Origin of the sequence: Flavobacterium cupriresistens (assembly GCF_020911925.1) — a bacterium.
GTDB classification, from domain to species: domain Bacteria; phylum Bacteroidota; class Bacteroidia; order Flavobacteriales; family Flavobacteriaceae; genus Flavobacterium; species Flavobacterium cupriresistens.
In genome coordinates this window covers 42,504-65,466 of the sequence record NZ_CP087134.1, presented here as the reverse complement: position 1 = coordinate 65,466, position 22,963 = coordinate 42,504, and the positions used below count along the sequence as shown (strand labels likewise).

Genomic DNA, 22,963 nt, shown 5'->3' with positions numbered 1-22,963 from the left:
TCTAAAATAGAAGTTAAAATCTTTACAAAAATAAATCAATATTGTATCTTGCGCACCTAAAAATATAAGAATAATGAATAAATTTAAATATTATTTTATTTTATTACTTGCCGGTATTGCTATCGTTTCGTGTAATAAAAATGATGACGATGATGTAGAAACGGTTCCTTTAAGAGATTACAAGGAGCAGTACAAGGCTGACAGTGATTCGATTATGAAATATTTAAAGAGCAATTATATTAAAAGCGTCAGCGCTAATTTTGATATTGAAATAGAAAAAATTCCGGTAGGAGGAGCGCAAGTTTCTATTTGGGATCAGACCGTATATCCTTTACAAAATAGAGTGGTTTACAGTAATGATGTTTATTATACCGTTTATTATTTGTCTTTAAGAAAAGGTACAGGTGCTGCTCCTTGTAATTATGATAAAATTTCTGCGGCATATTCGGGGAATACATTAAATAATAAAGTTTTTGATACCTCTTATGGTTTACCTAGAGATTTTAGTTTAGAACCTTATATAGCGCAGCCTGTAATAGAAGGTTGGCCGGAGATTTTGCCTCAGTTTAAGGTGGGGACAGCTACAATGGCAACAGACGGTAGTGGCGTGATAACTTATGATAATTTCGGGGCAGGTGTGATGTTTTTGCCTTCCGGATTAGGGTTTTATGGTTCGGGTCAGACCGATATTCCTGCTTACTCTTGTGTAGTTTTTAGCTTTAAATTATTAGGTCTTCAAAGATTGGACCATGATTTTGATGGTGTTTTTGATTATCAAGAGGATTTAAATGGAGACGGTTATCTGTATGATTTCAGAAACACAACAAAATATCCGAAGCCTCCTGCTAATTTGATTGATGATACTGACGGTGATGGTTTGGCTGATTTTATTGACGTTGATGATGACGGGGATGGTTATACTACATTTCTGGAAATTACAAAGCCTGCGGGTAAGGTGGGTAAAGTTGTAGAGAACGGTGTTGAGGTTAACTATGGAGTAAGTAAGTATTATCCTTTCGATCCGGTTGCAGATAATCCTAATACACTAAATGTAGATGAAACGGAACTTTGGGCTATTCCTAGAAAGCCAACTGGAGCGCTTACTGATCCTAGTAAGCCGGAGTCTGCCGCAAATCCAAAAAAATTTGTTGATGAGGACTATAAAGCAATAGGAAGAAAAAGGATTCATTTAGATAATACGTATCCTTACAAAAATTAATAAAGTTTTTAAATACTAGTAAAACCCCGAAAGTGATTTCGGGGTTTTTTGTTTGTGAAATATTGGCTGTTGCTTCTGCTTGATTTTAATGATAGGTGATTTGATATGTTAAAATTGATTTAATTTTAAATTTCAACCAATTGACTATTAGGGTTGTTTGGTTTTTGATTAAAAGGTATTTGGCTTGTTTACGGGTTTACGTAAGTAATGACTTTCATTATTGTTTATTTTTGTAAGATAAATAATTAAAATATATAAATTATGAAAAAGTTAATTGTATTATTTTTGGCAGCTACAGTTTTATCGTGTAGTAGTGAGGATCGTGGGAATCAGGAAGTTGTCTCGTCGGTAGAGACTTCGGCGCCGATTTTAGAGGGTAAAGTGTTATCGTTTAAGAATGAAAAGTCTTTTGTCAAAGAGTATTCTGAGTTGTCAACGTTAAATAAAGAGCAACTTCAAAATTGGATTTCTGATAAAAAAGTGATAGCATTATTGAATACTTCAAGTGATTCACTAGCGATGCAGGAAGATGTGATACCTCAAGCAAGATTGATTTATTCAGACGCGTTAAAATCGATTTTAAATGCAGAATCGAAAGTGAAAATTGGAGGTAAAACATTATGGCTTAATGAGCGTAGCTTTTATTTACTGCAGGAAAGTGAAGTTAATAAAAGTTCAAGAGAGCTTATCGGTGTTAAGGATAAGTTAGAAGTTTACGGGCAGTTATTAGGGATGTCTGATCCGGGTAAAAAAATAACAGGTAAAGGTCTTATTCCAAATGAAAATATGTCAAAAACATTTATCAGCGCGGAAATGGGGGTTTATGGTACCAGACATAGACATGTTGTTGATATATTTAATGAAACTATTTATTTTAATGGCGGTGTGCAAACGAGTAAGATGTATTTAAGATCTACGATGCAGTACAGGTCATGCTCTAGTTTAAGATGTACGTGGAAAGAGAATTTTAATGCACGAACTTTGACCACTAATTTTCATTGTGCGGCTTGTGAACAAGTATCTGGACGTTATGTTTGGTCTTTAAAGTCAAATATTCCTACCACAGAGGTGACGGGTTCGCAAACTTATCTATTAGCAGAGTGGCAGTTTGTAGTTCCTTTAGCTAATCCACATTGGAATTTTGCTATTTCTGGTTCAATTACTTGTACAGTAGTAGAGCACCCAATGCCTGTTGATGTTTCATGGTATTAATCTTTATTAAATAGATACAAAAAACCTCGAAATCACTTTCGAGGTTTTTTTTGTATAAAGAAGAAAATCTAAAATTATTTTCTTTTGATAACTCTTTCTACAGCTTCAACAATCGCTTGATTGTTTAGTTTGTATTTCTCCATCAATTGTTCCGGAGTTCCGGATTCACCAAAACTATCGTTTACAGCTACAAATTCTTGTGGAGCTGGATTGTTTAAAGCAAGTACTCTGGAAACACTTTCTCCTAATCCTCCAAGGATGTTGTGCTCTTCTGCAGTTACCACACATTTTGTTTTGGCCAATGATTTTAGAATAGCTTCTTCGTCAAGTGGTTTAATTGTGTGAATGTTGATTACTTCAGCAGAAATTCCTTTTGCTTCTAAAGCTTCAGCAGCGATAAGAGCTTCCCAAACTAAATGTCCGGTAGCTACAATGGTAACATCAGAACCTTCGTTTAATAAAATAGCTTTTCCAATTACGAAAGGCTCATCAGCAGGAGTAAAGTTAGCTACTACAGGACGTCCAAAACGTAAATAAGCGGGACCATGGTGGTCTGCTAATGCAAGAGTGGCAGCTTTAGTCTGATTGTAATCACAAGTGTTAATTACAGTCATTCCCGGTAACATTTTCATTAAACCGATATCTTCAAGGATTTGGTGTGTTGCTCCATCTTCACCAAGTGTTAAACCAGCGTGAGAAGCACAGATTTTTACATTTTTATCAGAGTAAGCAACAGATTGACGAATTTGATCGTAAACTCTTCCTGTTGAGAAATTGGCGAAAGTTCCTGTGAATGGAATTTTTCCTCCAATGGTTAAACCAGCTGCGATTCCAATCATATTCGCTTCTGCGATACCAATTTGGAAAAAACGCTCCGGGTGATTTTTCTTGAAATCATCAAATTTTAATGATCCAATTAAATCGGCACATAATGCCACAACATTTTCGTTTTTCTGACCTAATTCTGTCATTCCCGCTCCAAAACCCGAACGAGTATCTTTACTTCCTGTATTTGTATATTTTTTCATTTCTGTTTTTTCATTTTGAGGTTCTAAGAATTCAGTGACTAAGTTTCTGAGTTTTTTTTAACTGAAAACTAATTACTGAGACTGAACACTTTTTAATAGTCTGCTAAAGTTGATGTGTTTTGAGCTAAAGCACTTGCCAATTGATCATTGTTTGGTGCTTTTCCATGCCAAGCGTGCGTGTGCATCATAAAGTCAACTCCGTTACCCATTTCAGTGTGTAACAAAATACAAACCGGTTTTCCTTTTCCTGTTCTTGATTTTGCATCATTTAAACCGGCAAGGATAGCATCGATATTGTTTCCTTCTTTGATTTCAAGAACGTCCCAGTCAAAAGCTTCAAATTTAGCGCGGATACTTCCCATTGCCAGAACTTCATCTGTTGTTCCGTCAATTTGTTTTCCGTTAAGGTCGATAGTAGCAATAACGTTATCTACTTTTTTAGCAGAAGCATACATGATGGCTTCCCAGTTCTGACCCTCTTGTAATTCACCATCACCGTGTAGGCTGTAAATGATATGATTGTCGCCATTTAATTTTTTAGCCTGAGCTGCTCCAAGAGCTACAGATAAACCTTGTCCTAATGAACCGGAAGCGATACGAACACCAGGTAATCCTTCGTGTGTCGTAGGATGTCCTTGTAAGCGAGAATTTAAAAGTCTAAACGTAGCCAATTCCGAAACAGGGAAATAACCACTACGGGCTAAAACGCTATAAAAAACTGGAGAAATATGCCCGTTTGAAAGGAAGAAAAGATCTTCTCCAATTCCGTCCATATCAAAACCTTCTTTACGGTCCATAATATTTTGGTATAAAGTAACCAAAAATTCAGTACAACCTAGTGATCCGCCTGGATGACCAGAGTTGACAGCATGTACCATTCGAAGAATATCTCTTCTTACTTGGATAGTTAAATCGCTTAATTGTTGTGTGTTAGGCTTCATTTTATATGTAAAAGTTAAACTGTTGCAAAAGTAATTGTTATTTTGCGGGGAGACAAATCATTTTTAAGGAAATGTGTTATATATATCGAGATGTTGAGTTATAAAGTTTCGTAGTTCTCCAATACGAAGATTTAAACCAATCAGAAGTTAAAAGTTTTCTTTAGAAGTAGTTAAAGTCAGGAAGTTTGATTCCCGAAAAAGATACAATCTAAGAAGTTATGATAACTCTATTTTAATGTCTCCTGAATAGCTTCCTCTACTAAAGGCTCCATAATTTTATATCCGGCCAATGTAGGATGTACACCATCTAAAGTGTATTTCCTATCCAAGCCTTTCTGATCGTCGCTCATTTTTGAAAAATAGTCTGTATAAATAATCTGGTTTTCTTTGCAATAGTTTTGAATCATTTCATTGAGTTTGATTATTTTTTCGGCAGGTTCCAATCCTTTTCTCCATTTAAAATCTAAAGCGGGCAGTACGGATGAAAGGATCACTTTAATGTTGTTTTGTTTGGCTAATTCTGCCATCGAAATAATGTTTCCGAGAATATCTTCGAGTTCAATCGGACCGTTATTTTGTGCAATATCATTGACTCCGGCAAGAATAATCACCAATTTTGGTTTTAAAGAAATTACATCTGCTCGAAATCGTACCAACATTTGCGAGGAGGTTTGGCCGCTGATGCCTCGATTGATATAATTTTTATTCGAAAAAAAATCAGGATCATAGGTTTTCCATCCTTCAGTGATAGAGTTTCCCATAAAAACAATTCGGTTTTTGTTTTCCGGTTCTAGTTTTAAAGCTTGATTTTCTTTTGAATATTTAGAGATATTGGCCCAATCTGTTTTCATGTCTTGACTGAAAGTTTTTGTAGTGATAAAAAGCAATAGTATAATGAAAGTCTTTTTCATAACAAAAAATAGTTTTGATGTTTAGAATTGTTTCATTCTCTAATTGTTTAATCCTTTGATTTCTTTCCAGGTAATCAGCTGAATGTTATTCGCTTCAAGTTTTAATTTGCATTCCGGACTGGTGAAAAATTCTAAGTCTATTTGTCTCCATTTTGAACCAAAATTGGGATGGTTTATAGTGACAGCTTTCATTTCGTCGTCATCAAAGGCCGGATGTATCAAAATGGCATTCAATCCAGGAACCATATTGTCCAGTACACTGCTGTAGTATTTTTTTTGTTCGTCTTTTACAAAATAATCGTAATGACCAATATGAAGGTGTTCGACCACAATATCATTTTCGAAGTCGAAACTTTCGCTCGTTAAATTAACAGATTCAATAAAAGCTTTATTCAGAAAAACAGCTAAGTTGTATTCTTTGCCTAAGGCTTTGTAGATCTCTAAAAATTCGGGAGATACTCCTACGCTATACATATGTGAGTCTATATGAGTGGGCTGTAAACCGAAATGTAAGGCTCTTTCGATTTGAGCGCGAAGTTCCTTTTTTACTTCTGTAGCTTTTGCATTACTGAAGAAATCAGCTCTACTTTTGTAAAAGTGCCCGTTTTTATCTACTAATGAAGAAACTTCTGAAATTGGTGCAACCGGACCAAATTTATAGTTTTCCCATTCACAGGTTAGGGTTAGGTGAACCCCATGTTCGAATTGGGGATTGTTTTTTGCGTAATTGACCATTTCAAAAGACCATGGGCAAGGCATCATTATGCTGTAAGAATTTACGAATCCTGCCTCAAGTGCTTGTATGGTAGCTCTGTTTTCAGAATGCGATAATCCGGCATCATCAGCGTGTATGAGTAATAATTTAGTCTCTTCCGGATATCCTAGTTTTTGTGATAAATTCATTTTGTGTGTTGTGTTTAATTTTGTGATTCAAATTTAGTGGATTTTTCTCGCAGGATTGTTAATGAGAAAATTATAGTGAATTCCTGATTTTTTTAAGATGATTTGCTTTTGAAATTTAATTTCTTCTTCATGATTTTTGATTTTTTTCTCAATAAAATAATTATGTGATGCTGTTAGTTTCAATCTTGGGGATATTTATTGTCAGTATTTGCAGTGATTTTAAAGGTTTATACCTTTTGAAGCAATAGAAAAAGGATATTCTATTTTGTCATTAAATTTTCCTCAAATTAGCCTATCTTTGCCGACTGAAAAACGCGTATATGAAGTTTGATTTATTACAAAAAGATCCGCAGTCGAAAGCAAGAGCGGGGAGTATTACTACAGATCACGGAGTTATTGAAACTCCTATTTTTATGCCTGTTGGGACTGTTGCATCGGTAAAAGGTGTGCACCAAAGAGAGCTGAAAGAAGATATTAATCCGGATATTATTCTCGGAAACACTTACCATTTATATTTACGTCCACAGACTGAAATTCTTGAAAAAGCTGGTGGATTGCATAAATTTATGAACTGGGATCGCAATATTTTGACTGATTCCGGAGGGTATCAAGTGTATTCGCTTTCTAATAACAGAAAAATCAAAGAAGAAGGAGTAAAGTTTAAATCGCATATTGACGGTTCATATCATTTTTTTACACCGGAAAATGTAATGGAAATTCAACGTACCATTGGAGCCGATATCATTATGGCTTTTGATGAATGTACACCTTATCCTTGCGATTACAGATACGCACAACGTTCGATGCACATGACTCACCGTTGGTTGGATCGTTGTATCAATCATTTAGATAAAGTTCCTTATAAATATGGATACGAGCAAACTTTTTTCCCGATTGTTCAGGGAAGTACGTATAAAGATTTGCGTCGTCAATCTGCGGAGTATATTGCAAATGCAGGTCAGCAAGGAAATGCTATTGGCGGATTGTCAGTAGGAGAACCTGCTGAAGAAATGTATGCCATGACAGAAGTAGTATGTGAAATCCTGCCGGAAGATAAACCTCGTTATTTAATGGGGGTAGGAACTCCAATTAATATTTTGGAAAATATTGCGTTAGGAATTGATATGTTCGATTGTGTGATGCCAACGCGTAATGCAAGAAACGGAATGTTGTTTACAGCAAACGGAACGATCAATATCAAGAATAAAAAATGGGAAGCTGATTTCTCTCCAATCGATGAGATGGGACATACTTTCGTAGATACAGAATATACAAAAGCTTATTTACGTCACTTGTTTGCTGCGAACGAATATTTAGGAAAACAAATTGCAACGATTCATAATCTTGGTTTCTATATGTGGTTGGTTCGTGAAGCCAGAAAACATATCTTAGCTGGCGATTTCAGACCTTGGAAAGAAATGATGGTTAAAAATATGAGTCAAAGACTATAAGAAGTTTTAAGTTTCAGGTTTCAGGTTTATGGTTATTACAAGAAAACCTGAAACCTGAAACTTGAAACCTGAAACCTTTTCAAACTAAAAAAAATATATGCTGACGATAATAGACAAGTATATTTTAAAAAGATATTTAGCCACTTTTTCGGTGATGATACTCTTATTTATCCCAATCGGAATCGTAATTGACGTTTCGGAGAAGGTAAATAAAATGTTAGAGAACAAAGTCCCATTTACGGATATTGCGATCTATTATTACAACTTTACAGTCTATTTTGCAAACTCATTATTCCCGATATTTTTGTTTTTATCGGTGATTTGGTTTACCTCAAAATTGGCAAACAATACCGAAATTATTGCCATTTTAAGTTCGGGAATTTCCTTTACCCGATTTCTGAGACCTTATATTATCGGTGCCAGTATTGTATCTGTTTTTGTGTTGTTAATGGGATTTTTTATTGTTCCTGCAGCCAGTGAGGGTTTTAATAATTTTAGATACACCTATCTGAAAGGAAACGGAAAACAGCTCATGCGGGGTGAAAACACCAACGTATTCAGACAAATTAATGATAATGATTTTATCTATGTCAATAGTTTTAATGAAGAGTCTAAAACAGCCTTTAATTTTACGTTAGAGCATTTTGACAAGGACATGCTGACGTATAAAATCACAGCAAGTCGTATCAAATGGGATCCGAAAAAGAAAATTTACACGCTGTACGATTACACCAAAAGAACAGTTGGTGAATTGAATGATGTCATTGAAAAAGTTCCTGAAAAAAATGTAGCCTTTAAATTTGAGCTCGAGGATTTAACACCTGTAGTTTATATTGCCGAAACTTTAAGTTTAGGGAAACTGTATAAATTTATTGATAAAGAAAAAAAACGGGGTTCAGGAAATATAAATACTTATTTGGTAGTACTTTATAAAAAATACAGTGTTCCGGTATCCGCCTTTATTTTAACAATTATTGCCGTGGCAGTTTCTTCAATGAAACGTCGTGGAGGAATGGGGACCAATCTGGCGATTGGAATTGCAATTGCGTTTTCTTTTGTGTTTTTTGATAAAATATTCGGAACCCTTGCCGAAAAATCTACTTTCTCACCTTTATTTGCTGTTTGGTTTCCGAACATGGTTTTCGGAATTTTAGCAGTTTACCTATTACGTAATGCGAAACGATAATTTAAAAAGTTACTTAAATTTACACTTAATTGTTTTTATTTGGGGGTTTACAGCCGTCTTGGGCGCTTTAATTACTATTGATGCTGAGAATCTGGTTTGGTACAGAATGCTTCTTGCCGGTATTTTTTTAGGATGTTTTATTGTTTATAAAAAGCAATCTTTTCGGGTTCCGGTTAAAGAATTTTTCAAACTCATTTTTGTCGGGCTTTTGATTGCCTTACATTGGGTTTTCTTCTTTAAAGCGATCCATATTTCCAATGTTTCCATTACGCTTTCGATCTTTTCACTCGGCGCTTTTTTTGCTTCTTTATTGGAACCCATCTTTTTCGGGCGTAAGATATTGTGGTATGAAGTTTTTTTCGGGCTTATAATTATCGGCGGATTAGCTTTGATTTTACAGGTAGAAATTAAATATTTACAGGGCGTTTATTTTGCGTTGGCGTCTATAATTCTGGGTGTATTGTTTACGCTTATGAACGGAAAATTAATTAGCAATCATGAGCCTTCCGTAATTACTTTTTATGAGTTTGGAGCCGGTGTTTTTTTTATTTCCGTTTATTTTTTATTTAAGGGGAAATTTAATGCTGATTTCTTTACAATGTCAACAAACAACTGGATACTGTTATTTGTTTTGGCCTCCGTATTTACAGCCTATGCTTTTACCGCTTCTGTAAAGGTGATGCAGCGATTAACACCTTATACGGTGATGTTAACCACTAATTTGGAGCCTGTTTATGGAATTGTTCTGGCCTATTTTATTCTTGGAGGAAAAGAAAAAATGAGCACGGAATTTTATATTGGAGCGATAATAATTGTGATTACAGTTATCCTAAACGGCGTTTTTAAACATTATCAAAACAAGGAAAAAGTATAGTATTTTACTTATTTTAAAATTGCATTTTTACACATTAAACAATATTTAATTCTCCCAATGATATAATATTTTTATATTTGCGGTTCGATTTACAAACAAAATTCAAAAATCCATGGAATATTTAGATTTTGAGCTTCCAATAAAAGAACTTGAAGAACAGTTAGAAAAGTGCGTTATAATTGGAAAAGAATCTGACGTTGATGTTACACCTACTTGTAAAGAAATCAACAAGAAACTAGAAGAAACCAAGAAAGAAATATATAAAAACCTTACGGCTTGGCAGCGTGTACAATTGTCAAGACACCCGAACAGGCCTTATACACTTGATTATATCAGAGCAATCTGCGGTGATACTTTTTTAGAACTTCATGGAGACAGAAGTTTCAAAGATGACAAAGCGATGGTTGGTGGTTTAGGAAAAGTTAACGGACAGTCTTTTATGATTGTGGGTCAACAAAAAGGATACAACACCAAAACTCGTCAATACCGTAATTTTGGTATGGCAAACCCTGAAGGATACCGTAAAGCTTTGCGTTTGATGAAAATGGCAGAGAAATTTGGTATTCCGGTTTTAACTTTAGTAGATACTCCCGGAGCTTATCCTGGTTTAGAAGCAGAAGAAAGAGGTCAAGGAGAAGCTATTGCCAGAAATATTTTCGAAATGGTTCGCTTAAAAGTGCCGATTATCACTATTATTGTAGGTGAAGGTGCTTCCGGTGGAGCTTTAGGAATAGGGGTTGGAGATAAAGTTTACATGTTAGAAAACACTTGGTATTCTGTAATTTCTCCGGAATCTTGTTCTTCTATTTTATGGAAAAGCTGGGAATACAAAGAACGTGCAGCTGATGCTTTAAAATTGACTTCATCTGACATGAAAAGACAAAAATTAGTTGACGATGTGATTCCGGAACCATTAGGAGGAGCACACTACGATCGTGAAACTACTTTTAAAACAGTAGCAGAATATATTACTAAAGGATATAATGAATTGAAAGACTTATCAACAGCCGACTTAATTGCCCAAAGAATGGACAAATATAGTCAGATGGGGGAATACAAGGAGTAAATTCTTACAAAATTATTTAAAATCCGAAGCCTTGTCGTTTCGGATTTTTTTTTGGTTATCAACAAAAAAAACTTATTTATAAACAATTAATAGTTATAACTCGATAGCATTGTTTTTTTTAATTTTGCTACTTTCGCTATATGGAAAATTTCAAAAATGTATACCCTGCAAAGGCAGATAAATCCGCAGTCATTAATTTAGAGAAAGGAAAACTTCCTCCTCAAGTACTTGATTTAGAGGAAGCTGTTCTTGGTGCGATGATGATTGACAAAAAAGGGGTGGATGATGTAATTGATATTTTACAGGCTGATGCTTTTTATAAAGATGCACATAAATTTATTTTTGAAGCAATTGTGCAACTCTTTACTGAAACGCAACCAATTGACTTGTTAACCGTTTCGACTCAGCTGAAAAAGAATGGAAAATTAGATTTAGCAGGAGGAGATTTTTATTTAATTCAACTTACACAAAAAATTGCCTCTTCGGCGCATATTGAATTTCACTCTCGTATCATACTTCAAAAGTATATTCAGAGAAGTTTGATCCGAATTTCTTCTGAAATTATTGAAGAATCGTATGATGAAACAACCGATGTATTTGACTTACTGGATAAAGCAGAATCCAAATTATACGAAGTAACTCAGGGAAATATTAAACGAAGTTCAGAAACGGCTCAGAGTTTAGTTTTACAGGCAAAGAAACGTATTGAGGAAATTGCAGGTAAAGAAGGTTTGAGTGGTGTTGCAACAGGATTTGAAAAATTAGACCAGATCACCTCAGGATGGCAACCGAGTGATTTAATTATTATAGCCGCCCGTCCTGGTATGGGTAAAACCGCATTTGTACTTTCGATGGCACGTAACGTAGCTATTGATTATGGACATGCGGTGGCCGTTTTCTCTCTGGAGATGGCCTCTGTACAGTTGATTACCAGGCTTATTTCGTCAGAAACAGGATTGTCTTCTGAGAAATTAAGAACAGGAAAACTGGAGAAACACGAATGGGAACAACTAAGTACTAAAGTAAAAGATTTAGAGAAAGCGCCGCTGTTTATTGATGATTCACCTTCGCTTTCTATTTTCGATTTACGTGCAAAATGCCGTCGTTTGGCATCACAACACGGAATTAAATTAATCATTGTCGACTACTTGCAGTTGATGACAGCTGGAGGAAACGGAAAAGGAGGAGGAAGCCGTGAACAGGAGATTTCGACTATTTCCCGAAACTTAAAAGCATTAGCAAAAGAGTTAAACGTTCCGGTAATCGCACTTTCACAGTTGTCCCGTGCGGTTGAAACCCGTGGATCCAGTAAAAGACCTTTACTATCGGATCTTCGTGAATCCGGAGCAATTGAGCAGGATGCTGATATCGTTTCGTTTATCTACCGTCCTGAATATTATAAAATTGAAGAATGGGATGATGACGAACAATCACCTACAGCAGGTCAGGCTGAGTTTATTATAGCCAAACACCGTAACGGTAGTCTTGAGAATGTACGATTGAAATTCCTTGGACATTTAGGTAAGTTTGATAACCTCGAAGACTTTACAGGTGGTTATGACGATTTGCCTTCTAAGATGAATCACGACGATAATCCATTCGCGACTAAAAGTTTACCATCGCCTAATGAAGCGTTCGGAAGCAATCTGAATGAGGACGATGATGATAGCGATGTTCCTTTTTAAATCGTTTAAAATCAATAAATTGTAAATAAAAATCCTTATAAGTTTAGTGACTTGTAAGGATTTTTTTTGAATTGATAATTAGCCAGTTCTCAGTAGTAATTTTACACGATTATATTTCTTATATAAAAATTAATTCGGTAGTTTAGCATAACCATTTAACAAATCTAATACTATTAACTAATTCTAATTTGTAAACTATGAATGAAGAAACTTTTCCGAATCCTATTCAAGTTCCATTAGCTACAGCCGAAGCATGGGAGAAAAGATACGAGGAGGACAAAACCATCGAAGAGAATGACAAAAAAGTAAAATCTTTTTTGATTCCAAGAGAAAGTTTAGAGCTAGTTTTGCAACTTGATACTGAAGCCGTTCGTGCTTATATCGGGATCAATGATCAAAAAGAGAAAACTTTACTTTTTGTGGGAGCAAAACTAGATGAAAAAACAGGAAAATACATAGACGTTTACGGGCCACCACCTACAGCAAATAAAGGTCTGGACTCAGCTGGAGATGTTGTCTATGACGGTGTGCGTCCTAGTCCACCTTATTGATTTTAAATAGGATATGTAAAATTATGGATGATTTTTTAATATACTTAGTTTACGTACTTCTATTTTTAAATCTCATTTTTTACAGCATTAGCTTTTTTCGAAAGGAAAAAGCTAATGTTTTTTTTGTATGGTATATAGTATCTAGCTGCATTATGCAATTTTCAATGGAAGTCTTATACAGGCTGGCGATTCATAATCTAATAGTAGTAAATACCTTTTTTATAATACAATTTATTTTACTGGGATTGTTTTTTAAATCACTTTTTACAAACAAAAAACAAATAATGTACGTGCAGTATAGTATGTACTTGGGTTTGTTTTTAATAGCTTGTCAATATGTGTATGACTACAATTTGTTGTTTGACTTTAACTTATTTGCAATTTCGCTGACCTCACTTTTATTGGTTTGTTATGCGTTGATGCATTTGTACAATCAACTGGCGACTGAAAAAGTATATTATTTTATAACAATAGGTATTATAATTTACATGCTACCAAGTACTGTTCTGTACTTAATAGGAAATTTGACTGAGAATTTAAGTAAGGATTTTAAATACATTTCGTGGCAATTGAATGCTTGCTTGGTTATAGTACAGCAAGTATTGTACTTATACGAATGTAAAGTGAGCTTTTTGAAAAAAGAAGCAACTCTGAAAATTTAAAAATTTCTGTTATTCATTAAATAACAAAAGAAAATAATAAAAAAAACATTTTATGCGCTACCATGGTAGCGCTGTTTTTTATATCTACATGCCAGAAGTAAAAAGAATCAAGTCCAAAAGTTGTGAAGAAATAAAAATCTCGCGAAGTCGCAAAGTCGCGGAGTTAAAAAATCAATACAAAAACTTGACGGCTCAGTGTCTTTGCGAGAAATAAAGTCTGGAAAATCAACAACAAAACAAACATCAATAGCTGTTAATGCTAATACCATGGAGGTGATTTACACAAATTACTCCACAACTTTTTGACTTGATGCAATAATAGAGATTGAAGGGATCACGTTTTCGCTACTTTAGTTTAAATCCATTATAGTTGATAAAGGATGTACAACACCCATTGATGTGTTTTTTAGGATTGAATTCAAAAACTAAAGTGACTACTGTTTTAACAGGTTTAGATAGTAACAATACCGTAAAAGAATGAACCGCAACGTCAAATAAATTGTCTGTGTTTAGGATACCCCCGCCTATATCCTCCTTGAATAGTGATCCTGAAAATGAATAGTAAGATTGTCTAGTTGCTTTTAAATTAATGATATTTTAATAGAAAGTAAATGTTCTGTTAAATCGATTTTAACCCAATTTAAACTAAATCAACCATGAAAAAAATTACTTTATGCGCTACTTTGATAGCGCTGTTTTTTATGACATCATGTCAAAAAGAAAACACTCAGGAAGAAAGCAAGGCTATGTCTAAAGAAGAAAAAGAAAATTGGCAGACTGCAAATCTGGATGCTAAGTTTGCAACTTCTCAAAAGAAAGTTACGGCTTATTTGTTCTCGACCAATGAAATGGCAACACTGGTTAAAACCCCCAATATTAAAGAAGTTCGTTTTCTTCTGGGGTATGCGGACAATACGATTCAGATTAGTATAATCGGTGTCGATAAGTCTGGAAAGGAATTAGGAATCGTCAATCCTACCGTACTGAAAGAATCCAATTATCAAGAGAAACTAAGCAGGCTTAGTGCGTTGTCTATTAGCGAAACAGAGATGAGATCACCGGTAGTAGAAGAACATTTGTTGCTCCCAAAAGATGCTCTTGCAGGTATTGAAGCCTGGCAGGAAAAGCTAAAATCGGTTTCTGATCTGAACGCAATAACTTCTTATGAGGGATCACGTTTTTGTTATTTTAGTTTAGAAGCAGATGTAGTAGCCGCTATGGTGGATCATGAGGATATAGTAAACATTGGCTTGTTTTTAGGATTAAATCCAAAAGGCAAGGTTACTACGATCTTAATTGGATTGGACAAAAACAATGCAGTAAAAGAGTTTGCTCAGGGGATAACTGGGGGAATTAATATTGCTGTTAGTATTTTTGATGGTGTCCGTCCGTGTCCGCCCTACGGAAGTTGTAAATCGCATTAATAATTTTGAGATTCAGAGGGAGTTTTAAAGACAAACAAACTCTGGATTTTTTTTAATTTAACCCTAACAAAGAATAAACTATGAAAAAAGCAATTTTAAGCGTTGCATTAGTGGCGCTGTTTTTTATGTCTTCCTGTCAAAAGGAAAGTGCTCAGGAAGAGAGCAAGGTTGTGACAACAGAACAAAAGGAAAACTGGCTTACGGCTACTTTGGATTCGAAATTTGCAAGTTCGCAAAAACAGGTTACGGCCTATTTGTTTCCGGCAGATAAAATGGAGGCATTAGTCAAAACACCAAATGTTACAACTGTACGTTTTGTGTTAGGTTATGATGATCATACGATTCAAATTAGTGTGACAGGTGTTGACAAATCCGGCAAAAAACTAGGAACCGTAAGCGCAACAGTATTAAAAGAATCAAATTATAACGGTAAGCTGAGTAAACTTAACCAGTTGACTGTTAGCAAAACCAACAAAAGAACAGCGTTATTAAATGCACATTCATTGTTGCCCAAAGACGCTTTCGCCGGTATTGAAGCCTGGCAACAGAAATTGAGTGCTGTTGCTGACTTAGAAGAAGTAACTTCTTATGAGGGAGTGCGTTTTCGTTATTTTAGTTTAGAGTCAGAGGTGATTCTAGCGATGGTAGACAGTGGAAATACAGCAAACATTGGTTTGTTTTTAGGTCTGAATACAAAAGGAAAAGTAACTACTGTTCTGATCGGTCTAGACAAAAATAATGATATTAAAAAAACAACACCGACATCAAAAGAGGCGGCTGCTGTTTATGATTTTTCGCTACCATGCCCGCCTACAGGAGATCCGGCCGATTTCGGGGGTTTATAAGCCATAAAAAGGAGTGAACTGGAATAAATCTCTGTCAAGGGTAATATTCTGACAGAGATTTTTATTTTAAGTTTTTTGTATGTTACCTTTAAAATTAAGTAAAATACAATACATTTGGTTTTTAGAGTAATAACTGATAAAAAAAAATGGAATGTTAACGGTAGTTTCCACAAGTTTAATTTCAATTCCGGAAAAAGAGATTGTGGTAATCATATTGTACACCTCTCTTTTTTTAATGTTGATGGCAATCGCTTTGGTTGTATTTTTCTATTTTTCAAGGAAAAAAATTATTGAAGAAGAAGTAGAAAAGAAAAATTTAGAAATTCATTATCAGAAAGAACAGCTGCTGGCTGTAATACTTACTCAGGAAGAAGAGCGTAAAAGAATTGCTCAGGATTTGCATGATGACATTAGTTCTAAACTGAATATAGTATCTTTAAACAGTCATTTATTAAGTGCTCCCAACTTAACGGAAAAAGAAACGTTAGAAATTACGGAGAATATTATCAATCTAACTGCAAAAGCGTTAGAGAATTCAAGAAAGATTGCCCATAATTTATTACCCCCTGTTTTCGAAAAATTTGGACTTCATGCAGCAGTTGAAGAATTATGTGATGAGTTTGAAAGCTGTAAAGTTATCAAGGTGTCTTACAAAAATGAAATTGAGTTTGATCCTTTAGAAATGGACCGCCATTTGCATGTTTTTAGAATTTTACAGGAATTGATGAATAATTCCCTGCGACACGGAAAAGCCAATGCAATCAAAATTGGTTTTAAAAGTGAAAATCAGATGAATGTTTGCCATTATGAAGATAACGGAGTCGGTTTTGATGCCGGGAAATTAGAAAATCAGAAAGGACTTGGCATGAAAAATATTGACAGTCGGGTATCATTTCTGAACGGAACAATTAAAATAGACTCTCAAATTGGTAGTGGTATTGCGGTAATGTTTACTTTTTAAAGTCCATTTTGAAATAAAAAGCATTTTTTTTTCCAATAAATACAGGCATTTCGCTGTTTTTCAATGCATATTTTGTAATTTCGGTATACTAAAAACGACCAAAACCTAGTAAAAAAATGAGTAACGCTATTAAAATTGCTTTAGTCGATGATGAAGTTTTATTCCGGAAAGGAATTTCTTTTTTACTGCAAAAAGAGGATAATATTGAAATTATTTTCGAAGCTTCAAATGGGGAAGACCTTATTTTTTGCTTAGAAGACTATGAAATAAAGCCGGACATTATAGTCATGGATTTAAAGATGCCTATTTTAAATGGGGTTGAAGCCACTAAAATTATTCGTAAATCCTATCCGGATATTAAAATAATTGCTTTAACCAGTTACGATACAAAATCGTTTATCGCTAATATGATACAGGTTGGTGCTGTTGCGTATTTAATAAAAAATACAACTCCAAAAGATCTAATCCATACCATTAATGAGGTATCACGAAAGGGGTTTTACTACAGTCAGACTGTTTTAAGAACCATTCAGGATACCATTATTTCTTCAAAAAATAATAAGTCAAACTTAGAAACCGGTTTTCTGTCCCCTAGAGAAATAGAAATTCTTCAACTTATTTGCCTGCAAAAAACAACTTCTGAAATTGCAGATCAACTTTTTTTAAGTCCAAGAACTGTAGAAGGACATCGTAATAATTTATTGCTTAAAACAGAATCCAGAAATATTGCCGGATTAGTAGTATATGCAATTCAAAACGAAATTGCGGTTTTAAATATTTAAGTTTAACTGGCTAAAAATTGAATCGATAAAACATAATACAGGATTATAGTCAGAACAAGTGCACAAACACCTATTCTTCGAATTATATTTATTTTTTTTTGTTTATTGTTGCCTTCATTGGATCTCATAGTTAAATTCTTCATCGATATAGTAAAAAATGGTTATTTTGGTCAACAAATTTAATTAGAAAGAGTTGTTAAAATACAGGTGTTTTTACGTGATTTTGTTATTCTTGTAGCAGTTTACTGATTTTATTGGAAAGCGGAATAAATTGGCGATGCAATTGTGTTTTTTACAGCTTCCTTTATATCTTTACTAAAATAATTTTCTGATGAATAAAAGCCTAGTTTATATTGCTGTACTTCTGTTTTCATTAACCGCTAAGGCTTCGTTTATTCTATTGCCGATGGATGAAATGACACAGCAAAATCATCTGAAAGCATATGGAATTACCTATTGGTGTTTGAGTAAAGATTACAAAGCCAGTTGGTTGCTGAATTATCGGGGAGGCTCCTTTTTATTGCCCGATGTAGAGGAAATCCGTAAAGAATGTAAAATCAGAGGCGTTAGTTTTGAGATAATTTCAGATGCAGAAGAAGCTTCTATTCTAAATGAAATTTCCAGCCCTTCTCAAAATATGGAATCGGTTGTTTTGGAGAAAGCACCAAAGATTGCAGTATATACACCAAAAGGAAAACAACCTTGGGACGATGCCGTAACCTTAGTTTTAACGTATGCCGAAATCCCTTTTACCCCAATTTATGATGAAGAAGTTTTGAGTGATCAATTGCTTCTTTACGATTGGTTGCATTTACATCACGAAGATTTTACAGGTCAGTATGGTAAATTTTATGCTGCTTACAAAAATACTCCTTGGTATATTGATCAAAAAAGCGATGCAGAAGCACTGGCGGTTAAATTAGGTTATCCAAAAGTCTCTCAGGAAAAAGGAGCAGTGGCAAAAAAAATACGTGATTTTGTTATCGGTGGAGGATTTATGTTTGCCATGTGTTCTGCAACGGATAGTTTTGATATCGCACTTGCCGCAGACGGAGTTGATATTTGTGAAGCGATGTTTGACGGAGATGCCAGTGAACCTAATTATCAATCAAAACTGAATTATTCGAATTCATTTGCTTTTAAAAATTTTACACTAGAAAGAAAACCGGAAGTATATGAGTTTTCAGATATTGACATGACTTCCAAACGTAGAATCCCGATGGAAAAAGATTACTTCTCACTGATGGAGTTTTCTGCAAAATGGGATCCGATTCCGAGTATGTTATGCCAGAATCATACACAATTGGTAAAGGGTTTTATGGGACAAACCACCTCTTTTGATTCCTCTTTTATTAAATCCAATGTTTTAGTAATGGGAGTTTGTGAACTAAATGGAGAGTCCAGATACATTCATGGTGAAAAAGGAAAAGGGATGTTTACCTTTTTTGGCGGACATGATCCCGAAGATTTTCAGCATCAGGTAGGTGATCCGCCGACCGTTTTAGACTTACATCCTAATTCTCCGGGGTATCGATTAATTTTAAATAATGTATTGTTCCCTGCAGCAAGAAAGAAAAAATTGAAAACCTAATTTTATTTAATTGAAAATTCCAGCCAAACAGGAATGTGATCCGATATTTTTCGGGCTTCTTTTAAGGAATTAAATTTTTTATAAAACAAAATTACTCCCGAATTGAGGTGAGATAAGGAATTGGTGCTGTAAAAGATATTATCAAATTCTGATGCCAGGCAGGTTTCTCCTTTGCACTTTTGTTTTAAAGTGGTTTTTTGGTTTTGAAAAACGGGAGAGTACCCCATTTTTTTTAAGGGATTAAAAACAGTATGCGACTGTGGACAATTATAATCGCCGGCAAAAATTAAGTTTAAATTGGGGTATTGTTGTGGTAGAAATTTAAAGTACTTTATTTCTGTTTCCGGTTGCTTGCTTTTGGTAATCGCATGAAAATTAACTACTGTAATCGTTTTTTTACCAATTTCGAAACTAGCAAAATAAGGCTCACGATCAATTTGAAGACCGTATTTTTTTTCAAGCCAGGTATTTCCTTTCAGTTGGACTTTATTGATTTTCCAAATAAAAGCATAACGCTCTTTTTTATAGCTGCTGCCACTGGTAGGATCACTGATGCGATAATCCCATTTTGAACCCTTTTTATTCAGGACACCGGCCAATTTTGCTACTGCCTGAGCGCCACCATAACCCGCCACAACTTCCTGAACAGCAATAATATCATAGTCGTGAACCGTATTGGCGATAAAATCTAATTGAGATTCTGTTTTTGATTTTCCAAAGTTCTCGATATTCCAGGATAGAATTTTTACCTGAGAAAAGGACTGAAAAGTTACAAGTAGAACAAAAAGGCAGAGAATGTTTTTCATGAAAAGGGGAAGGATCAAATGTAGCGTTCTAAAAGGGCTACTTTGTTAAAAAAGAGGAAAAACTTTAAAGACAAATTCTTTTAAATTCTCTTGTATCTGTTTTTTAATGCAGTTGTTATAATTAGTATTTGCAAAACTAAAAGAACAGGGATAAAAATGATATTCCAATTTACTTTTAGCCATCCAGCTTTCTCTGATAGAAAGGCAAAACAAATTACAAATACAAAGCCAAGTATCATAGCTTTTAAAGCAGTTTCATTTTTGGATGTACTAGTGTTTGAGATTAATTTTTGAATTTGATTTTTCTCTAAATTAGTAATACTGTATTTCGACTTCATTCGTAGTTTAATAGATTCTGCTGCAAATTTAAAATTATAAAAGCAGAATTCCTTACGTAAACCCGTAAAAATAATGCAACTATATCAAGCCAAGATCTTTTGCAATAGCGATCAAATGTACATTATTGTTCGCTTTAAAGAAGGTCTTTAATTTATTGATTCTTTTTTCAATACTGCTGGTGCCGTTTGGTGTTATGGATACGTTTTTAAATTCACTTGAAATATTTTCTAAAGTATAACCCTTCGCCAGCAGTTTCAAAATTGAAATATCATACGACTCAATTTCAATTACAGCTTTGTCACTAAAAGTGGAAGAAAGATTAGAGGATACTATTTTTTCTTCATTTCTGAAAGTTCTTTCAATAGCCTTTTTTAGTTCATCGATACTATTTCTTCCTTTTGAAATATAAGCATTAATGGCTAAGTCATTAAAAAGAGATTGTATGCGATAGGACTTATCTTCTATGGAGAATATAATTTTTTTTATGGAAGGCTGTACTTTATTTATTGCAGCTATAAGTTCCTCTCCCGAAGATAATTTTACTTTCCTGTGATCAGATTTAAATGATAAGTCGCTAATTATTAAGTCATAGGGGTCTTTTTCGGCTATTCCCTTTTTTATTTTTAGCAGAGCATCATCACAATATTTTACATGATCAATTATTGGAATATTTAAATCTTCCAAAACCTGAATAACAGTTATGCTTATGCTGTCTAAATCTTCTGCAACTAAAACTTTTTTAAACATATTTATATTTTTTATAAATGAAAAGTAAAACTTAATTTGAACCCACTTTGAGAGTAGGTGTCAAAAATAAGAGTTCCATTGATAGTTTTTATACGGCTTTCCACATTTTGTAGTCTATTTTTTAAGGCAGTGTTGTTTTTTGTAGTCCCAACGCTGTTATTTGCGTAAGTTACGATTATTTTTTTGTCTTTTATTTTAAAAGTTATACTTGCCAAAGTTGCTTTACTATGTGTTTTCATGTTGGTAAATAACTCTTGAAGTGCTCTGTAGAGAATTATTTTTTTGTTTTTATCGATTTGTTTCCACGGAATCGTATCTAAACCACTTGAAAAAATATTGATGTCCTGGGTTTTAAATTCAGAAATCATTTCTTTTAAAATCAAAGTGTAATTTTCGTCGGTTAGTATACTGCTGTTTTCCTTTGAGATATTTCGGGTACGGGAATAGATGACCTCTAGATTATTTAGTAACCGCTCTTTGTTTTCCTCACTTTCCAGATTTTCGGTGCTTGCAAACAGAATCAGGTTGTAAATGTTGTTAGAAAGCTCACTTTTTAGTTTTGCAGAGATGCGCATTTCGCTCTCATAGATGGCGTCGTTTTTTTCTCTTCTTCCTTTTAATATTAAATAAGAGGAGAGAAATAGTAAAATAACCAGAATGAATAAGATTAGGATATACGAAATGATGTTCCGGTTTTTCTCTCGTTCGAGTTGTAATTTATTTTCTGCCTTTTGAGTTTTGAGTTGTAAATTTTCGGCTTTATCTAGTTTTGAATCGTATTTAATTTGAGAAAATTGATTTTTCGTTCGCAGTCTCACCTCTTTAATGCTATCAGACAGCTGTATATAAGCAAGCGCATATTTTTTTTGTTCAGGCCCGGTACTGCATTTTACAAGCGCACTTAAATATTGGATTCTTTTGGTTGTGTAATTATGGCGACAAGAGATGTCATAAGCCAATTTAACATGTTTCGATGCATATTTTGGATTGCTTTTTAAATAATAAAGAGAGATAAACCAGTGATTGAACATGATTCCTTCCTGATTTTTAATTTGTTGGTTGATTTTCAAACTCTCATTAAAACATTCCAATGCTTTTGGATTGTGCGTTTTGTAATAACAATGTCCCAGATCGTTTAGTACCATGGCATAATTGGTCTCGTCGATATTTAAATTTTCGGGGTCCGTAGTATGTTTCGCGAGAAGCGGTAAATAGATTTCTATTGCATCAATGTATTTTTCCTGATCACAATATACTAGTGCTATATTATGCAGTGTCTGATTTCTTTGTAAGGTAGTGGATGTATAGTTTAATGCTTTTTGATGGTGCAAAAGAGCATTTTTCAGATCGTACGAAGTATGGTAATTATTGGCCATAATCGTGTAAACCGTCCATTTGTACCCACGATTTTTTATTTTTTCCAGATAAGGCATAGTCTTGGTCAGATAAGACTCGCTTTTAATAGGGTTGCCCTTAAAATGCTGTATTTCTGCCATACACATCAAAGTGTAAACAAATTCTTCAGGATTTCTTTTCGGGTCAATTAAGGGTAGCACCTTATTAAAGTAATAGTAAGCACTATCTCTTTTTTTAAGATCGAGTAAAACATCTGCAGTATCAATAATTTTCTTGATCTGAGTAGTAGTTTTTTCCTTTTTGCGATTGATCCAATTCTCTTTTTTACAGGAATGCAGAGATAAGATAATCAATAGTACAGTAATTATTTTAAATAGAAGAGGCAGTAGCGATTGCCCTTTTGTAGAAATATCCATGTTTTTA

At 34.2% G+C, this 22,963-nt stretch carries 21 protein-coding genes; 14 read left to right on the top strand and 7 right to left on the bottom strand.

Going from position 1 to position 22,963, the window contains the following annotated elements; translation table 11 throughout:
* The first annotated feature begins 73 nt into the window (after positions 1-73).
* Positions 74-1,219, top strand: a complete 1,146-nt coding sequence (bamM, locus tag LNP23_RS00295) for a BamM family beta-barrel-assembly machinery protein (RefSeq protein ID WP_230003029.1) — start codon at positions 74-76, stop codon at positions 1,217-1,219.
* A 261-nt stretch (positions 1,220-1,480) separates the two neighbouring features.
* Positions 1,481-2,431, top strand: a complete 951-nt coding sequence (locus LNP23_RS00290; RefSeq protein WP_230003028.1) for a hypothetical protein — start codon at positions 1,481-1,483, stop codon at positions 2,429-2,431.
* A 74-nt stretch (positions 2,432-2,505) separates the two neighbouring features.
* On the opposite strand, the gene LNP23_RS00285 is transcribed toward LNP23_RS00290, so the two are convergent.
* The 4 genes from LNP23_RS00285 to LNP23_RS00270 form a co-directional block, all read right to left on the bottom strand.
* Complete coding sequence (locus tag LNP23_RS00285) at positions 2,506-3,459, bottom strand: transketolase family protein (RefSeq protein ID WP_047773835.1); 954 nt, start codon at positions 3,457-3,459, stop codon at positions 2,506-2,508.
* Between the two features lie 92 nt (positions 3,460-3,551).
* Positions 3,552-4,400, bottom strand: coding sequence for a transketolase (locus tag LNP23_RS00280; RefSeq protein ID WP_047773834.1), 849 nt, complete (start codon positions 4,398-4,400; stop codon positions 3,552-3,554).
* A gap of 227 nt (positions 4,401-4,627) precedes the next feature.
* The gene (locus tag LNP23_RS00275; protein WP_230003027.1) at positions 4,628-5,311 is read right to left on the bottom strand and encodes an SGNH/GDSL hydrolase family protein; all 684 of its coding nucleotides are present in this window, start codon (positions 5,309-5,311) and stop codon (positions 4,628-4,630) included.
* 39 nt (positions 5,312-5,350) lie between these two features.
* Complete coding sequence (locus LNP23_RS00270) at positions 5,351-6,214, bottom strand: polysaccharide deacetylase family protein (RefSeq protein WP_230003026.1); 864 nt, start codon at positions 6,212-6,214, stop codon at positions 5,351-5,353.
* 320 nt (positions 6,215-6,534) lie between these two features.
* Here LNP23_RS00270 and tgt point away from each other — a divergent pair, with 320 nt between their 5' ends.
* The 12 genes from tgt (at position 6,535) to LNP23_RS00210 (ending at position 19,292) form a co-directional block, all read left to right on the top strand.
* Complete coding sequence (gene tgt / locus LNP23_RS00265) at positions 6,535-7,665, top strand: tRNA guanosine(34) transglycosylase Tgt (RefSeq protein WP_047773828.1); 1,131 nt, start codon at positions 6,535-6,537, stop codon at positions 7,663-7,665.
* A gap of 97 nt (positions 7,666-7,762) precedes the next feature.
* Positions 7,763-8,851, top strand: a complete 1,089-nt coding sequence (locus LNP23_RS00260) for an LptF/LptG family permease (RefSeq protein ID WP_047773826.1) — start codon at positions 7,763-7,765, stop codon at positions 8,849-8,851.
* On the top strand, positions 8,838-9,725 hold the full coding sequence (locus tag LNP23_RS00255; protein ID WP_047773824.1) for a DMT family transporter: 888 nt from the start codon (positions 8,838-8,840) through the stop codon (positions 9,723-9,725). Before LNP23_RS00260 ends, LNP23_RS00255 begins: the two co-directional genes overlap by 14 nt.
* A 112-nt stretch (positions 9,726-9,837) precedes the next feature.
* Complete coding sequence (locus LNP23_RS00250; RefSeq protein ID WP_047773822.1) at positions 9,838-10,791, top strand: acetyl-CoA carboxylase carboxyltransferase subunit alpha; 954 nt, start codon at positions 9,838-9,840, stop codon at positions 10,789-10,791.
* 140 nt (positions 10,792-10,931) lie between these two features.
* On the top strand, positions 10,932-12,476 hold the full coding sequence (dnaB, locus tag LNP23_RS00245; RefSeq protein ID WP_047773821.1) for a replicative DNA helicase: 1,545 nt from the start codon (positions 10,932-10,934) through the stop codon (positions 12,474-12,476).
* A 197-nt stretch (positions 12,477-12,673) separates the two neighbouring features.
* A complete protein-coding gene (locus tag LNP23_RS00240; RefSeq protein ID WP_047773819.1) occupies positions 12,674-13,027 on the top strand; it encodes a hypothetical protein in 354 nt (117 codons plus the stop codon).
* Between the two features lie 284 nt (positions 13,028-13,311).
* Positions 13,312-13,689 carry a hypothetical protein gene (locus LNP23_RS00235; protein ID WP_230003025.1) on the top strand — a complete coding sequence of 126 codons (378 nt, stop codon included), beginning with the start codon at positions 13,312-13,314 and terminating at the stop codon, positions 13,687-13,689.
* 656 nt (positions 13,690-14,345) lie between these two features.
* On the top strand, positions 14,346-15,113 hold the full coding sequence (locus tag LNP23_RS00230; RefSeq protein WP_230003024.1) for a hypothetical protein: 768 nt from the start codon (positions 14,346-14,348) through the stop codon (positions 15,111-15,113).
* Positions 15,114-15,193: 80 nt separating this feature from the next.
* Positions 15,194-15,958: a hypothetical protein gene (locus LNP23_RS00225; protein WP_230003023.1), complete on the top strand. Its 765-nt coding sequence runs from the start codon at positions 15,194-15,196 to the stop codon at positions 15,956-15,958.
* 151 nt (positions 15,959-16,109) lie between these two features.
* Positions 16,110-16,919, top strand: coding sequence for a sensor histidine kinase (locus tag LNP23_RS00220; protein WP_230003022.1), 810 nt, complete (start codon positions 16,110-16,112; stop codon positions 16,917-16,919).
* Positions 16,920-17,035: 116 nt separating this feature from the next.
* A complete protein-coding gene (locus tag LNP23_RS00215) occupies positions 17,036-17,701 on the top strand; it encodes a response regulator transcription factor (RefSeq protein ID WP_047773813.1) in 666 nt (221 codons plus the stop codon).
* A 331-nt stretch (positions 17,702-18,032) separates the two neighbouring features.
* Positions 18,033-19,292, top strand: coding sequence for an asparagine synthetase B (locus LNP23_RS00210; protein WP_230003021.1), 1,260 nt, complete (start codon positions 18,033-18,035; stop codon positions 19,290-19,292).
* 2 nt (positions 19,293-19,294) lie between these two features.
* On the opposite strand, the gene LNP23_RS00205 is transcribed toward LNP23_RS00210, so the two are convergent.
* The 3 genes from LNP23_RS00205 to LNP23_RS00195 all read right to left on the bottom strand — a co-directional run bounded on the left by LNP23_RS00205 (position 19,295) and on the right by LNP23_RS00195 (position 22,956).
* Positions 19,295-20,098: an endonuclease/exonuclease/phosphatase family protein gene (locus LNP23_RS00205; RefSeq protein ID WP_230003020.1), complete on the bottom strand. Its 804-nt coding sequence runs from the start codon at positions 20,096-20,098 to the stop codon at positions 19,295-19,297.
* A gap of 417 nt (positions 20,099-20,515) precedes the next feature.
* The gene (locus LNP23_RS00200) at positions 20,516-21,184 is read right to left on the bottom strand and encodes a DUF5932 domain-containing protein (RefSeq protein WP_230003019.1); all 669 of its coding nucleotides are present in this window, start codon (positions 21,182-21,184) and stop codon (positions 20,516-20,518) included.
* Between the two features lie 11 nt (positions 21,185-21,195).
* The gene (locus LNP23_RS00195; RefSeq protein WP_230003018.1) at positions 21,196-22,956 is read right to left on the bottom strand and encodes a tetratricopeptide repeat-containing sensor histidine kinase; all 1,761 of its coding nucleotides are present in this window, start codon (positions 22,954-22,956) and stop codon (positions 21,196-21,198) included.
* Positions 22,957-22,963: the final 7 nt, after the last annotated feature.